This is a genomic window from Pseudomonas sp. 1928-m, from assembly GCF_029269135.1.
Lineage (GTDB): Bacteria > Pseudomonadota > Gammaproteobacteria > Pseudomonadales > Pseudomonadaceae > Aquipseudomonas.
In genome coordinates, this window is the sequence record NZ_JARIXO010000001.1 from 677539 (window position 1) to 692170 (window position 14632).

Consider the following 14632-nt stretch of genomic DNA (forward strand, 5'->3'; position numbering starts at 1 on the left):
TAGTGCGGTCGGTCCAGGCGGGGGCCAGTAAATGAAAAAACTAAATGCAGGTAATTTGTTAGCAGGTGCGCGCAGTAGCACGTTGATCGCGGGGCTGTTTATTGTCCTGATCGTTTCGATCGTGCTGTTGTTCGCCAACTTCGCCTACATCAACACCCAATCCAACTACGACACGGAATACATCGGCCACGCCGGTGAACTGCGCGTACTGTCCCAGCGTATCGCGAAAAACTCCACGGAAGCGGCGGCCGGTACGGCTGAAGCGTTCGCCTTGCTGCGCGATGCACGTAACGACTTCCAGACCCGCTGGGGTTATTTGACCGACGGTAACGAGGAGACCGGGCTGCCTGCAGCGCCGGAATCCCTGCAGCCACAGATTGCTGTGGTGCAGCAGGACTGGGATACGCTGCGGCAGAACACCGACGCCATCCTGGCCAACGAACAGACCGTACTGTCGCTGCACCAGGTAGCTGCCACCCTGGCGGAAACCATTCCGCAGCTGCAGGTCGAGTACGAAGAAGTGGTCGACATTCTGCTGGAAAGCGGTGCGCCGGCGGCTCAGGTCTCGGTAGCTCAGCGTCAATCCTTGCTGGCAGAACGTATTCTGGGTTCGGTAAACAAGGTACTCGCTGGTGACCAGGATTCGGTGCAGGCCGCTGACATGTTCGGTCGTGACGCCAGCCTGTTCGGTCGCGTATTGAGCGCGATGCTCGAAGGCAACGCCGCCATGGAAATCTCCCAGGTCAGCGATGCCGAGGCACTTGAGCGTCTGGCGGAAATTTCCGAACTGTTCGAATTCGTATCCGGTTCGGTGGACGAGATTCTCGAAACCTCGCCGGAACTGTTCCAGGTGCGTGAGTCGGCCAACGTGATCTTCAGCGTTTCGCAGACCCTGTTGGACAAGGCTTCCACGCTGGCTGTCGGCTTTGATGATCTGGCCACTGGCCGTGCGATCAACACCCTGATCGGTTACGTGCTGGGTGCACTGGCGCTCGGTTCGATTATCCTCATCGGCCTGGTGATGGTGCGGGAAACCAACCGTCGTCTGGCGTCTACCGCCGAGAAAAACGAACGTAACCAGGCGGCGATTCTGCGACTGCTCGACGAAATCGCTGACCTCGCAGACGGTGACTTGACCGTGGCCGCGACGGTAACCGAAGATTTCACCGGTGCCATCGCTGACTCCATCAACTACTCCATCGACCAGCTGCGTGACCTGGTAGCAACGATCAACCTGACCGCCGTTCAGGTAGCCGGTGCGGCCCAGGAAACCCAGGCCACGGCGATGCACCTGGCTGAAGCGTCCGAGCACCAGGCCCAGGAAATTGCCGGTGCTTCTGCGGCGATCAACGAAATGGCCGTGTCGATTGACCAGGTATCGGCGAACGCCTCGGAGTCCTCGGCGGTAGCGGAACGTTCCGTAGCCATCGCCAACAAGGGCAACGAAGTGGTGCACAACACCATTACCGGCATGGATAACATCCGTGAGCAGATCCAGGACACCTCGAAGCGGATTAAACGCCTCGGTGAATCGTCCCAGGAGATCGGTGACATCGTTAGCCTGATTAACGACATTGCTGACCAGACCAACATCCTCGCACTGAACGCCGCGATCCAGGCCTCCATGGCCGGTGATGCGGGTCGAGGCTTCGCCGTGGTAGCGGACGAAGTACAACGCCTCGCAGAACGTTCGTCTGCTGCAACCAAGCAGATTGAAGCGCTGGTTAAGACGATTCAGACCGACACCAACGAAGCCGTTATCTCGATGGAGCAAACGACTTCCGAAGTGGTGCGTGGTGCTCGTCTGGCACAGGACGCCGGGGTGGCGCTGGAAGAGATTGAGAAGGTATCCAAGACCCTCGCGGCCTTGATTCAGAACATCTCCAACGCTGCTCGCCAGCAGGCATCTTCGGCGGGCCACATTTCCAACACGATGAACGTGATTCAGGAAATCACCTCGCAAACTTCCTCCGGTACCACTGCCACCGCCAAGAGCATTGGTAACCTGGCCAAGATGGCCAGTGAGATGCGTAAGTCGGTATCCGGCTTTACCTTGCCGGGTGGGGAACAGGCTTAATCAGGTGCTGCGCGGCAGGCTGAAAGGCCTGTCGCACAAGGACTATGGCCGTGAGCGAGGGGCACGACATGCAGTCAGGCGTCTGGGCCTTGCAGCCTCTGGCAGACATGACAGCCACGGAGTTTCGTGACTGGCAGACGCTGCTTGAGGAGCGTACCGGAGTCGTTCTCAATGAGCGGCGGCGGGCGTTTCTGCAAACCAATCTGAGTGCGCGGATGCGCGAGCTGGGCGTAATGGATTACGCCACGTATTACCGGCAGGTAACCGATGGTCCCCGCGGTGCGGTGGAATGGTCGACCCTGCTGGATCGGCTGACTGTGCAGGAAACCCGTTTCTTTCGTCATCGCCCTTCCTTTGAAGTGCTCGAAAGCTATTTGCGCGAGCGTTTGCAGCAGGGCGTGACGCAGCCATGGGAACTTTGGAGTGTTGGCTGTGCCAGTGGCGAAGAGCCTTATTCGCTGGCCATCAGCGCGGCCGAAGTTCTGCGTGAAAGTGAACACCCGGATCATTTCGGGGTAACAGGCACTGACATCAGCCTGAATGCCTTGAGCAAGGCGCGCGATGGCCAATATGGTGCGCGCCGTCTGGAGCAGTTGGATGCCGATCTGTGCCAGCGATACTTCCTGGCCCAGGACGATGGACGTTTCAAAGTGGTGCCGAATCTGGCCGCGCGCGTGTGTTGCGCCCGGCTCAATGTGCTGGAACTGGCCAAGGCACCGATGTCCGGAATGGACGTTATTTTTTGTCAGAACTTGTTGATCTATTTTCGTCGCTGGCGTCGCCGCGAGATCCTCAACCGCCTGGCCGAGCGCCTGGTGCCCGGGGGGCTGCTGGTGGTGGGAGTGGGCGAAGTAGCAGGTTGGCAGCATCCGGAGTTGATCCCGGTAGCCGACGAGCGAGTGCTGGCGTTTACCCGCAAGGGATAACAGGCTGTTGAAAAACGTAAGCGAGGCAGCCAGTGCAAGGCAAAAGCAGGCGAGAACGCGGAGTTTACGAGCTGTAAATGAGCAGTTCGAGCCTGCTTTTAACGCAGCAATGGCAACGCAGGTAGTTTTTCAGCAGCTTGATAAGGCAGAAGAGCCAAGTATATGAGTGGAGTGGCTATGGGTGATCGGCACGATTATGTCGCCCTGGAATGGGTTAAGGGCGAGATCGCGGAAACCCTGAAGCAGGCGCGTCAGGCGCTTGAGGCGTTCGTCGAGAACCCCCAGGACGCTACGCGCATGCGTTTCTGCCAGACCTATGTGCATCAGGTGCTCGGCACCTTGCAGATGGTCGAGTTTTTCGGCGCGGCGTTGCTGGCTGAGGAAATGGAACAGCTGGCCGGCGCCTTGATCGACGGCCGGGTGACCAACCAGGGTGAAGCCCTGGAAGTGCTGATGCAGTCGATTCTGCAGCTGCCGGTTTACCTCGACCGTATCCAGACTGCCCGCCGCGACCTGCCGATGGTCGTGTTGCCTCTGCTCAATGACCTGCGCGCCGCGCGCGGGGAAAAACTGCTCTCGGAAACCAGCCTGTTTGCCCCGGATATGTCCGGCCGCACGCCAGCGCTACCCCATGAAACCATTGACCAACTACGCACTGCCGAACTGCCGGTGTTGCTGCGCAAACTGCGGCAAATGCTGCAAATGGCCCTGGTCGGGGTGATCCGCAACCAGGACTTGCCGACCAACCTGGGCTATATGGCACGGGTGTTCGCGCGCCTGGAAAATCTCTGCAAGGACTCTCCGCTCGGCCCGTTGTGGCAGATCGCTTCGGGTGTGGTCGAAGGTCTGGCCAACGGCAGTGTGAGCAATGGCACCTCGATCCGGACGTTGTTGCGTCAGGTTGATAAGGAACTCAAGCGCCTGCTCGAGCAGGGCGCCGATGGTCTTAACCAGGCAGCTCCTGACGAGCTGAGCAAGAACCTGCTGTTCTATGTGGCCAAGTCGTCGGCGCAGTCGCCGCGCGTGCGCAACCTCAAAGAGCAATATCGCCTCGACGATGCACTGCCGGACAACGATGTTGTCGACGAAGAACGGGCCCGCCTGGCTGGTCCGGACCGCGACGCCATGCGTTCGGTGGTTGCCGCTCTCTGTGAAGAACTGGTGCGGGTCAAGGACAGCCTCGATCTGTTCGTGCGCAGCGACCGTACCCAGGTCGCTGATCTGGATGCGCTCGCCGCACCGCTCAAGCAGATTGCCGACACCCTCGCGGTGTTGGGTTTCGGTCAGCCGCGCAAAGTCATTGTCGATCAGCTCGATGTGGTCAACGGCCTGGCCAAGGGCCAGGGCGAACCGAGCGATGCGGTGCTGATGGATGTTGCCGGCGCTCTGCTGTACGTCGAGGCCACCCTGGCCGGCATGGTCGGTCCCGCGCAGGACGGCGGCCGCGAAGAAAGCCATCTGCCGACCACCGACGTGGCGCAGATTCACCAGCTGGTGATCAAGGAAGCGCGCAATGGTCTGGAACAGGCCAAAGACGCGATCATCGAATTTATCGCCTCGCAGTGGAACCACGAACACCTGGCCCGTGTGCCCGATTTGCTGACACAGGTGCGTGGCGGCCTGGCGATGATTCCGCTGCAGCGCGCCGCCGACCTGCTGAATGCCTGCAATCGTTATATTCAGGAGCAGCTGCTGGCACGCAAGGCCGTGCCCAACTGGCAGAATCTCGACACCCTGGCGGACGCCATCACCAGCGTCGAGTACTACCTCGAGCGCCTGGCTGAAGACCACGCGACCCAGGGCGACCTGATTCTCGACGTGGCCGAGGAAAGCCTGGAAAGCCTGGGCTACCCACTGAAAGAAAAGCCATCGATTCTCGACCGTGTCGAGCCGCCTGTAGAGTCCTTCGCGCCATTGGCCGATCCGCTGGACGATATGGAAGTGCTCAGCGCCGAACCGGAGCAGCCAGCCGAAATCGAGCCGAGCCTGGAGCCGGTTGTCGAAGAACCGTTGAGCCTGGAGCTGGCGGATGACTTCAGTGCCGAATTTGCCGATCTGGACTCGACAGCGATTGAAGCGCCATCCAGTGAGGCTGAGTGGGTTACTGAAGCGCCAGCTGGCGATCTTGAACTGATCGATTTCAGTATCGATCTGCCCGACGCCGAGCCTCTGCCGCTGGCTGAAATGCCTCAGGAACAAGCCTTTGCCGGTGAAGAGTTGCAACTTGGCAGCTTTGAACTGGACGAAAGCGACAGCCCGGCCAACTGGAATGAAGCCGAACTGGCTGCCCTCGAGTTGCCTGAGGTCGAGCTGCCCAGTGCCCCGCTGAGCGAAGAGCCCGAGCAAGCTGTTGCCGAAAAAGCGCTGTCGATGGCTGATGTGATGGCCGCTCCAGTGCAGGCGATCAACCCGCCGGCTCACGATGTGCCGCCAAGCCTGCTGCCGCCACCGGCTGATGAAGAACCGATTGATGAAGAGTTGCTGGAAGTCTTTATCGAAGAAGTCGGTGAAGTGCTGGAAACCATTGGCGAGTACTTCCCGCAGTGGTGCGCCGACACCGACAACAAAGAGGCCCTGACCGAAATCCGCCGCGCCTTCCACACCCTCAAGGGCAGTGGCCGTATGGTTCGTGCTCTGGTTATTGGTGAGCTGGGCTGGTCGATTGAGAACCTGCTCAACCGCGTGCTGGATCGCAGCATTCAACCTGGCGCCGAAGTGCAGCAGGTGATCGCCGATGTGGTCGCGCTGATGCCGGCGCTGGTCGAGGAGTTCGCCAATAAAGCGCAACGCCAGCGCGACGATGTTGACCACCTGGCCGCGACGGCGCACGCCTTGGCTAAAGGCCGAAGCCTCCCAAAACCTCAAGCCCCGGTTGAGCTGGTAGCGGAGCCCAAGGGCAGTCCAGTTGCTACCGCCGAAGTTGTTGAAGACGAGGACGGACTAGACCCGCAGTTGCTGGAGATTTTCCGCAACGAAGCGGAAATGCACCTCGATACCCTGGTTGGCTTCCTGGCTGACTGTGCCCAGGTGCTGCCGCAGCCGGTTACTGACGACCTGCAGCGTGCCCTGCACACCCTCAAGGGCAGCGCCTCGATGGCCGGCATTCAACCGGTGGCCGAGATTGCTTCGCCGCTGGAAAAGCTGGTCAAGGAATTCAAGACCAACCTGATCCCGATGGACCTGGCCGAAGCGGAGCTGCTGAGCAGCGCCGAGAAACTCTTCCGTCTGGGCCTTGAGCAGCTGGAAAGCCAGCCACTGGCAGTTCTGCCGGGTGCTGCCGAGTTCCTTGAGCGCGTGCAGAAGCTGCACAGTGACCGCCTCGAGCACGCCGAGAACAGCCGGCAGAGCGATCAGGGTGAGAAGCGCGACCCGCAGATGATCAGCATCTTCCTCGCCGAAGGTATGGATATTCTGCTGGATGCCGAAGACCTGCTGCGCAAATGGCGCGAGCATCCGTCCGAGCGTCAGGAACTGAGTTCTCTGCTGGACGAACTGACCACCCTCGGCCGTGGCGCCGAGATGGCTGAATTGCCGCAGATCGATGAGCTCTGCGAAGCCTTGCTTGATCTGTATGGCGCGGTCGAAGAGGGTCGTCTGGCGGTCAGCGAGCGCTTCTTCAGCGAAGCTGAGCAAGCCCACGAAGCGCTGATCGGCATGATGGATCAGGTTGCCGCTGGCCTGCAGGTCAGCGGTGCGCCTGAGCGCGTAACGGCCCTGCGCAACTTGCTGATGGAAGCGTTGGACCCTAACACCCTGGCCTTGCTGTCCAACAACGGTGACAGCGGTATCGAGATTGTCGAGCTGGCCGACGCCACAGCTGCGCTGGAAGAGCTCAGCCTGGCCGAGCCGGATGAGCTGATTGAGCCGCTTGAGCTCGACGCGCCGGATGTTGAAGAACTGCCTGCACCTATCGAGGCTCTCAGTGAACCGCTGGTCGAACCGCCGGCTGCTTCGTTGTATGAATCGCTCGACGAAGAAATGGTGTCGATCTTCCTCGAAGAGGCAGTCGATATTCTCGAGAGTGCCGGCCAGGCGCTGGAGCGCTGGTTGGCTGATACGGATAACAAAGCGGCGCTGTCCTCGCTGCAACGTGACCTGCACACCCTCAAGGGTGGTGCGCGCATGGCCGAGATCCGTCCGATTGGCGATCTCGCCCATGAGCTGGAATCCTTGTACGAAGGCCTGGTTGATCGCCGCTACAGCTTCTCGCAACCACTGGCGAACCTGCTGCAGCAAAGCCATGACTCCCTGGCACAGCTGCTGGAGCAGCTGCAGGCACGCCTCGCCATGCATTCGCCACTGGAGCTGATCGAGGCCATTCGCAGCTTCCGTCAGAGTGGCGGGCAAAGCTTGCCTGTGGCCCCAGCTATCCCCGAGCCTGTTGCCGAAGCCGAAGCCGAAGCCGAAGCCGAAGCCGAAGCCGAAGCCGAAGCCGAAGCCGAAGCCGAAGCCGAAGCCGAAGCCGAAGCCTTGCCGATGATCGAGTCGTTCGATCTGGTAGAGCCCGAGCCTGCTGAGCTGCCAGAGATAGAAGAAGAGATCGACTTTGGCATCTTGGCGGATGCGCCGCAGGAACCACTGGATAGCGAGCCATTGGCAGCTGAGGCTCTGGAGATCGAAGCGTTCGAGCTGCCTGCTGTGGAGTTCGACGAGCAACCACTGGTCGAGTCTGTTGCTGAAAGCGAAGTTGAATTTGCTGCCGTCCCTGATATTGCGCCCGAGCCCGAGCCCGAGCCCGAGCCCGAGCCAGTTCCAGCGCCGGTCGCTGTAGCTGCGCCTGCCGTATTTGATGACGAGCGTGATCCTGAGCTGGTGGAAATCTTCCTTGAGGAAGGTTTCGACATCATCGACAGCGCTGGTGCGGCGTTGCAACGCTGGATGGGCGACGTTAACAACAGCCTGGAGCTGGAATCGCTGCAGCGCGATCTGCACACCCTCAAGGGTGGTGCACGCATGGCCGAGATCCGTGAAATCGGTGATCTGGCCCACGAACTGGAATTCCTCTACGAAGGCCTTGGCCAAGGGCGTTTGCGCGCCAGTCAGGACCTCTTCACCCTGCTCCAGGCCTGTCACGACAGCCTGGCCGAGATGCTCGAAGCGGTTCGTGGCAAACGCGGCGTACCGAGTGGTGAGGCGCTGATCGAAACCATCAAGCGGTTTCGCGCCAACCCGGATGAACAACTGAGTATGCCGTCTGCGGTTGCCCTCAAGGCTGCCGACGCCCTGCAGGATGACGATGCCGAATCGGACATCCTCGACATCTTCCTTGAGGAAGGTGATGACCTGCTGGAAGCCATGGAAGTCGCCATCGGCCGTTGGGAGGCTGACCGTGAAGACGGCGCCGCCATCGACGATATGCTGCGCATCCTGCACACCCTCAAGGGTGGTGCACGTCTGGCCGGGCAGAAGCGCCTGGGCGACCTGACCCACAGCCTCGAACAGCACCTGACCGAAGCGCAAGCTCAGGGTGCGCCGTGGCCGCAGAGCCTGTTTGTCGATGTGCAGTCCGGCTTTGAAGGCTTGCAGCAGGAGCTGGACGCGCTGCGGCAGCGTCTGAATGACAGCCTGGTGGCCGATACGGCGAGCCAGCAAGCGCCTGCGCCAGTTGCCGAACAAGCCCCGCGCCTGCCGGAATTGAGCGCACCGATTGTTGCAGCCAGTGCCATGCCAGCGCAGGAGCTGGTAGCCAAGGTGCTGCCGTTCGTGCGCCGCGCTGAAGAGGCTGCGCAGGAAGCGGCCTCGCGGCGTGCGCCGCAAGAGTTGGTCAAGGTGCCAGCCGAATTGCTCGAAGGCCTGGTCAACCTGGCCGGTGAGACATCGATTTTCCGTGGTCGGGTCGAGCAACAGGTGAGTGACTTCGGTTTCACCCTGAGTGAGATGGAAGCCACCATCGACCGTGTGCGTGATCAGTTGCGCCGCCTCGATACTGAAACCCAGGCGCAGATCCTCAGCCGTATTGAGGCTGAAGCCGAGCGTATGGGCTATGAGGATTTCGACCCGCTGGAAATGGACCGTCACTCGCAGCTGCAGCAGCTGTCGCGTGCACTGTTCGAGTCCGCCTCCGACTTGCTCGACCTGAAAGAAACCCTGGCCGCGCGTAACCGCGATGCGGAAACCCTGTTGCTGCAACAGGCGCGGGTCAACTCCGAGCTGCAGGAAGGCCTGATGCGTACGCGCATGGTGCCTTTCGACCGTTTGGTGCCGCGTCTGCGCCGTATCGTGCGGCAGATTTCCGGTGAGTTGGGCAAGCAGGTTGAGTTCGTCGTCGGCAACGCCGATGGCGAGATGGACCGTACCGTACTCGAACGTATCGTCGCGCCGCTGGAACACATGCTGCGCAACGCCGTCGACCACGGCATCGAAGCCGCCGATGTACGCCGTGCTGCCGGCAAGCCGGAGCAGGGTACCATTCGCCTGGCGCTGGGCCGTGAGGGCGGCGATATCGTCCTGACCCTGGCTGATGACGGCGGCGGTATTCGCCTGGAAGCGGTGCGGCGCAAAGCCATCGAGCGCGGCTTGATGGACGCCGACTCCGACCTCACCGACTACGAAGTGCTGCAGTTTATCCTCGAGGCCGGTTTCTCTACCGCCGAGAAGGTCACGCAGATTTCTGGGCGTGGTGTGGGCATGGACGTGGTCCACTCCGAGGTCAAACAGCTCGGCGGTTCGATGAGCATCGAGTCGATCCCGGGCACCGGCACCACCTTTACCATTCGCCTGCCGTTTACCGTGTCGGTCAACCGCGCGCTGATGGTGTTGTCGGGTGAAGACCTCTACGCCATTCCGTTGAACACCATCGAAGGTATCGTGCGGGTCTCCCCGTATGAGCTGGAAGCCTACTACGCGCCGGATGCGCCGCGCTTCGAGTACGCCGGGCAGAGCTATGAACTGCGCTACCTGGGCGACCTGCTGAACAACGGTCAGCAGCCCAAGCTGGTTGGTCAGAGCCTGCCGCTGCCGGTGATTCTGGTGCGCTCCAAAGAGCACGCCGTGGCCGTGCAGGTTGACTCCCTGGCTGGTTCGCGGGAAATCGTGGTGAAGAGCCTCGGCCCGCAGTTTGCTGGTGTACACGGAATTTCCGGTGCAACCATCCTCGGTGACGGTCGCGTGGTAGTCATTCTCGACCTGCTGGCGACTATCCGCGTGCTGCATGCGCATTTGCTTACCCAGCTGACGCCGCGTCTGCTCAAGCAGTCGGCAACGGCGGCGGAGATCGAAGCGGATCGGCCGACCCTGGTCATGGTGGTCGACGATTCGGTCACCGTACGCAAGGTCACCAGTCGTCTGCTCGAGCGTAACGGCATGAACGTGCTGACCGCCAAGGACGGTGTCGATGCCATCTCGCAGCTGCAGGAGCGTAAGCCCGACATCATGCTGCTGGACATCGAAATGCCACGCATGGACGGCTTCGAAGTGGCAACCCTGGTGCGCCACGATGAAGGCCTGAAAGATCTGCCGATTATCATGATCACCTCGCGTACCGGTGAAAAACACCGTGAGCGGGCCATGAGCATCGGCGTCAACGAGTACCTTGGTAAGCCTTACCAGGAGTCCTTGTTGCTTGAAACCATTCAGCAACTGGTGGGCCGCCACCCGGTAAACCGCAATGAGTGAGAAAACTGCAGCCCGCATCGCGGTGATTGCCGATACCTCGCTGCAGCGTCACGTGCTGCAGCAGGCGTTGACCGGCAGCGGCTATCAGGTGGTGATGAACAGCGACCCGGCGCGCCTCGATCAGGAAACCCTGAACGCCTGCGAAACCGATCTGTGGCTGGTTGATCTGGCCCAGTCGGAGGACTTGCCGCTGGTCGACAGCCTGATGGAAAGCGCCTCGGCCCCGGTGCTGTTTGGTGAAGGCCACGCCCCCGAGCGTCATTCGGAAAACTACCCGCGCTGGGAACGCCGCCTGTTCGGCAAGTTGAAGAAGCTGGTCGGCGATCCCTCGCAGGCGGTTGGTCCGAGCCTGGAAGCTTTGTTGGCGGAAGCGCAGCGTCCATCGCGTCTGGACCTGCCGGCTGCGCTGGCGGATACACCGCTGGTAGCCGGCGAGCCGGCGCGCCAGGTGTGGCTGCTGGCAGCTTCTCTGGGCGGCCCGGCGGCGGTAAAAGCCTTTCTCGATGCCTTGCCGGGCGGTCTGCCGGTGGGCTTTGTCTATGCCCAGCATATCGATGCGAGTTTTGAGAGTGCACTGCCGCAAGCGGTGGGACGCCACAGTCAGTGGCATGTTAACCCGGCGCGCCATGGCGACGCAGTGCGTTGTGGTGAAGTGGTGGTGGTGCCGATCAGTTATGAGCTGGGCTTCAACGATGACGGCCAGATGCAGATTGCCGAGCGCGGCTGGCCAGAACCCTACAGCCCGTCGATTGATCAGATGATGCTTAATCTGGCCCAGCATTTTGGTGCGCTCAGCGGTGTAATCGCCTTCAGCGGCATGGGCAGCGACGGCAGCGCCGCAGCCGCCTATGTGCGTCGCCAGGGCAGCGTGATCTGGACGCAGCGCGCCGACAGCTGCGCCTGCCCGAGCATGCCGGACAGCCTGCGTGAAGCCGGCTACAGCAGCTTCAGCGGGGACCCGCGCGAGCTGGCCGAAGCCCTGGTCAATCACCTGGCCGAGCAGTGCCGATAATCCGGGGCCGTGCCCTGTACAGGAAATATCCATGAGCCAAGCCGTCGCCACGCAGAACAGCGCCAACAGCCTTACCGGCCTGTTGATGCCGCTGACTGACCGTACTCTGCTGCTGCCCAACGTCGCGGTTGCCGAGCTGATTCCCTACCGCACGCCGCAGGTCAGCGAAGGCATGCCCAGCTGGTTCCTCGGGCAGATTGCCTGGCGCGATCTGCGCCTGCCGCTGTTGTCGTTCGAGGCCGCATCGGATGGTCAGGCCAGCATCAGTCCCGGCTCACGGGTGGCGGTAATCAACGCCCTGGGTGGCCGGCCTAGCGTCAAGTTCATTGCCGTGCTGGTGCAGGGTATTCCGCGCTCGATCAAGGTCGGTAGCGATCTGCTGCGTGCGGATGTCGATCTGGCGCCGCTGGAGCTGGATGCGGTGCAGTTTGGCGACGCGGTACTGAAGATCCCGGATTTGATCGGTCTGGAGCAGAAGCTGGCGGATGCCGGATTGATCTGACCGAAGGAAAAACAAAAGCCCGCATCAGCGGGCTTTTTTATGGCGTTGGAGTAGCGCTTAGAAATCGCCCCACAACTGCTGCGCCACGCTCAAGGCGACGACCGGCGCGGTCTCCGTACGCAGCACCCGTGGGCCGAGGCGCGCGGCGTGAAAACCCTGGGCCTTTGCCTGGCTTACTTCGCTGTCACTCAGGCCGCCTTCCGGGCCGATCAGAAAGGCCAGCGACTGTGGTTGCGGATGGCTGGCCCAGGGCTCGGCGACCGGGTGCAGCACTAGCTTGAGGTCGGCCGAGACCTGCGTCAGCCAGTCTGCGAGGCTGGTGGGCGGGTGAATGATCGGCAGCACCGAGCGGCCGCATTGCTCGCAGGCGCTGATCGCCACCTGCCGCCAGTGCGCCATGCGCTTGTCGGCGCGTTCATCCTTGAAGCGCACTTCGCAGCGTTCGCTGACGATCAGGCTGATTTCGTTGGCACCCAGCTCGGTCGCCTTCTGAATCGCCCAATCCATGCGTTCGCCTCGTGACAGGCCCTGACCCAGATGAATATGCAGCGGTGATTCGGCCTGTCCGGAAAAGGCTTCACGTAACTCGACACGCACGCTTTTCTTGCCCACTTCGATAAGCTCGCCGCGGTATTCCTGGCCACTGCCATCGAACAATTGCAGCGCATCGCCCACGGTATGCCGCAGCACGCGGCCGATGTAATGGGCCTGGGCTTCCGGCAGCTCGTGTTGGCCGAGGGAGAGGGGGGCATCGATAAAGAAACGGGATAGGCGCATAAGAGGTGAACCTAGAGTAAAGGCGCGAATTTTAGCCTTAGGCTGAGCCGTGCGCATTGATATCCGTAGGGTGGATGACGTCAGCCCGGATCGCGAAAACCGGGGTAGTTGGCATTGCCTTGCGCCACGCTGACCGAGGTGCGGGTGGCGATGTCGATGCCTTCACTGGCCACCTCGGCAAGAAAGTCGATCTGCTCGGGGGTGATCACGTAAGGCGGCAGGAAATACACCACGCTGCCCAGTGGCCGTAGCAGTGCGCCGCGCTCCAGGGCGTGCTGGAACACCTTGAGGCCGCGACGCTCCTGCCAGGGGTAGGCGGTTTTGCTGGCTTTGTCCTGCACCATCTCGATGGCCAGGGCCATGCCAGTCTGACGCACTTCGGCGACATGCGGGTGATCGGCCAGGTGCGCGGTGGCGCTGGCCATCCGCGCGGCAAGGGCCTTGTTGGCTTCAATCACATTGTCCTGCTCGAAGATATCCAGGGTCGCCAGGGCGGCGGCGCAGGCCAGCGGATTGCCGGTGTAGCTGTGCGAGTGGAGAAAGGCGCGCAGGGTCGAGTAGTCGTCGTAGAACGCCTCATACACCTCGTTGGTGGTCAGGCAGGCGGCCAGCGGCAGATAGCCGCCGGTGAGCGCTTTCGATAGGCAGAGGAAATCCGGACGGATGCCGGCCTGTTCGCAGGCGAACATCGTTCCGGTGCGGCCGAAGCCTACGGCAATCTCGTCATGGATCAGGTGCACGCCGTAGCGGTCGCAGGCTTCGCGCAGTAGCTTGAGGTAGATCGGGTGATACATGCGCATGCCGCCGGCGCCCTGGATCAGCGGCTCGACGATCACCGCCGCGACTTCATGGCCGTGCTCGGCCAGGGTCTGTTCCATGGCGGCAAACATAGTGCGCGAATGTTCTTCCCAACTGATGCCGTCGGGGCGGTGGTAGCAATCCGGGCTGGGCACCTTGATGGTGTCGAGCAGCAACGCCTTGTAGGTATCGGTAAACAGCGCCACATCGCCCACCGACATCGCCGCGATTGTTTCGCCGTGGTAACTGTTGGAGAGGGTGACGAAGCGCTTCTTCGCTGGTTTGCCGACGTTGAGCCAGTAGTGAAAGCTCATCTTCAGCGCGACTTCGATGCAGGACGAGCCGTTGTCGGCGTAGAACACCCGGTCCAGGCCCGCCGGGGTCATTTTGACCAGGCGCTCGGACAATTCGATCACCGGCTGATGGCTGAAGCCGGCGAGGATCACATGCTCCAGCTGATCGACCTGATCCTTGATGCGCTGATTGATCCGTGGGTTGGCATGGCCGAACACGTTGACCCACCAGGAGCTGACCGCGTCGAGGTAGCGCTTGCCGTCGAAGTCCTCGAGCCACACGCCTTCGCCGCGCTTGATCGGCACCAGCGGCAGCTGCTCGTGGTCCTTCATTTGCGTGCAGGGGTGCCAGAGCACTTTCAGGTCACGCTGCATCCACTGGTCGTTCAGGCTCATCGCTCTACTTATTCCTCGGCTCGCAATCATCTGCGCCAAGCCTATCAGAAGCACTGCGGCGGATGGACGGCACAACCGCGCTCAAATACCCAAGCCTCCGCTGATCCGCTCTATCATGCCGCCTGTAGCCTGGCGGCTGAACTTTGCCGAGTACCGCTAGACTAAATTCGCTGAGTTGAAGGGGCGAGTAACGCATCGTATTTCCCGATATTTCAAAGCGAAAATTTCCGCTTTTAG

General features: G+C 61.3%; 7 protein-coding genes. 5 read left to right on the forward strand and 2 right to left on the reverse strand.

What is annotated here, in order from left to right; translation table 11 throughout:
- Window positions 1-31 precede the first annotated feature (31 nt).
- The 5 genes from P3C18_RS03065 to P3C18_RS03085 all read left to right on the forward strand — a co-directional run bounded on the left by P3C18_RS03065 (window position 32) and on the right by P3C18_RS03085 (window position 12131).
- Complete coding sequence (locus P3C18_RS03065; RefSeq protein ID WP_275960400.1) at window positions 32-2077, forward strand: methyl-accepting chemotaxis protein; 2046 nt, start codon at window positions 32-34, stop codon at window positions 2075-2077.
- 68 nt (window positions 2078-2145) lie between these two features.
- On the forward strand, window positions 2146-3003 hold the full coding sequence (locus P3C18_RS03070; protein ID WP_160090046.1) for a protein-glutamate O-methyltransferase: 858 nt from the start codon (window positions 2146-2148) through the stop codon (window positions 3001-3003).
- Window positions 3004-3180: 177 nt separating this feature from the next.
- Window positions 3181-10617 carry an Hpt domain-containing protein gene (locus P3C18_RS03075; protein ID WP_275961566.1) on the forward strand — a complete coding sequence of 2479 codons (7437 nt, stop codon included), beginning with the start codon at window positions 3181-3183 and terminating at the stop codon, window positions 10615-10617.
- A complete protein-coding gene (locus tag P3C18_RS03080; protein ID WP_275960401.1) occupies window positions 10610-11629 on the forward strand; it encodes a chemotaxis protein CheB in 1020 nt (339 codons plus the stop codon). The genes P3C18_RS03075 and P3C18_RS03080 overlap by 8 nt, the downstream gene beginning before the upstream one ends.
- Window positions 11630-11660: 31 nt before the next feature.
- Window positions 11661-12131: a chemotaxis protein CheW gene (locus P3C18_RS03085; RefSeq protein ID WP_275960402.1), complete on the forward strand. Its 471-nt coding sequence runs from the start codon at window positions 11661-11663 to the stop codon at window positions 12129-12131.
- 57 nt (window positions 12132-12188) lie between these two features.
- On the opposite strand, the gene P3C18_RS03090 is transcribed toward P3C18_RS03085, so the two are convergent.
- Together P3C18_RS03090 and P3C18_RS03095 are read right to left on the reverse strand one after the other, a co-directional pair.
- Entirely contained in the window at window positions 12189-12908 is a 720-nt protein-coding gene (locus P3C18_RS03090; RefSeq protein ID WP_275960403.1) for a 16S rRNA (uracil(1498)-N(3))-methyltransferase, read from the reverse strand.
- Between the two features lie 80 nt (window positions 12909-12988).
- Window positions 12989-14395 (reverse strand): adenosylmethionine--8-amino-7-oxononanoate transaminase, encoded by a 1407-nt coding sequence (locus P3C18_RS03095; protein WP_275960404.1) that lies wholly within the window; start codon window positions 14393-14395, stop codon window positions 12989-12991.
- Window positions 14396-14632 lie beyond the last annotated feature (237 nt).